The sequence below is a fragment of the Pseudomonas sp. MCal1 genome (assembly GCF_026341415.1).
Taxonomy (GTDB): Bacteria; Pseudomonadota; Gammaproteobacteria; order Pseudomonadales; family Pseudomonadaceae; genus Aquipseudomonas.
Genome location: NZ_JAKUMP010000031.1, coordinates 1 through 1,313 on the forward strand (window position 1 = coordinate 1; position 1,313 = coordinate 1,313).

The 1,313-nt window shown below is 52.3% G+C and carries 1 protein-coding gene; it reads left to right on the forward strand.

Annotated features, from left to right (window positions below; translation table 11 throughout):
- Positions 1-53 precede the first annotated feature (53 nt).
- Positions 54-1,276 (forward strand): IS3 family transposase gene (locus MKZ87_RS28810; RefSeq protein WP_139834889.1). Its coding sequence is split into 2 segments (ribosomal slippage): positions 54-405 and positions 405-1,276, totalling 1,224 coding nucleotides; the frame shifts between segments, so codons are not numbered across the junction.
- Positions 1,277-1,313 lie beyond the last annotated feature (37 nt).

The following is a 1,313-nucleotide window of genomic DNA, read 5'->3' on the forward strand; positions in this document are numbered from 1 at the left end:
TGTCTCGTCCTGAATAAGGTTTACACCTTCTGACCCATTCTCAGGAGGGAGTAATGAATACAGGAAAAAGGCGCAGTCAGCGTGATTACACGCGGACCTTTAAATTGTCGGTCGTCGATCAGGTCGAAAAAGGCGAGTTGAGTTATAAAGAGGCTCAAGTGCGTTATGGCATTCAGGGTAAATCGACCGTACTGAACTGGTTACGCAGGCATGGTCGGCAGGACTGGAGTCAAGGCGCGTCCATTCGCTCCAAGAGACCCCGTTCCATGGATGAGCCCGATAAACCACTGACACCCGAACAGCGAATCAAAGAGCTCGAAGAAAAGCTGGCCCAAGCCAACCAGAAAGCTCAGTTTTTCGAAGCTGTCGTTGATGTTTTAAAGAACGACTTCGGTGTTTCTGTCGTAAAAAAGCGATCCGGCAAGTCCTCTCCCAAGGGCAGATCCAAGACCTGAGCATTAGTCGGGCTTGCCAGTTCATGGGGATTTCCCGTCAGGCTTATTACAAGCGCAACCGCGCGTGTGATGCCCGGGCCCGTCATGCCCAGGAAGTGATGGGATTCGTGAGGGAGAAACGACTTAGGCAACCGCGCCTTGGCACCCGAAAACTTCACAATCTGATGCACACTGAGCCAGAGGTGTCCGTAAAGGTCGGTCGAGACCGGTTATTCGATATCTTGCGAGATCGGCGCGAGCTGGTTCCCCGCAGACGGGCCTATCACAAAACGACAGATAGCCATCATCGCTTTCGCCGGCATCCAAACCTGCTCAAAGATGGACCGATTCAGGTAGTTGCCAAGGCGCCAGAGCAAGTATGGGTTGCGGACATCACCTACTTACCGACGCAAACGGGTGTGGCTTATCTGAGTTTGATCACCGATGCGTACTCCCGAAAAATCGTGGGGCACCATGTCCATGAAAGCTTGCACACCGAATCGGTGATCCAGGCGTTCAACAAAGCCCTCAAGCAGCGGACAACGAAGCAATGTTTGGTGCATCACTCGGATAGAGGCGTCCAATACTGCTCCGAGCTTTATCAGCGGCTGCATGCCAAATACGGCATCACCTGCTCAATGACCGATGGCTACGACTGCTACCAAAACGCGTTGGCTGAGCGTGTGAACGGGATTTTGAAAAACGAGTTATTGCTGCATCGCCCCAAAAATTTTGCAGAGGCCATCCGGATGGTGGACGAGTCGGTGCAGATCTATAACAACGAGCGGCCTCATCTGTCGCTGAAATACAAAACACCCGATGCGGTGCATCGGGCGTTTTGAGGCTGAAACAGGTGTAAACCTATTTCAGGACTAGACA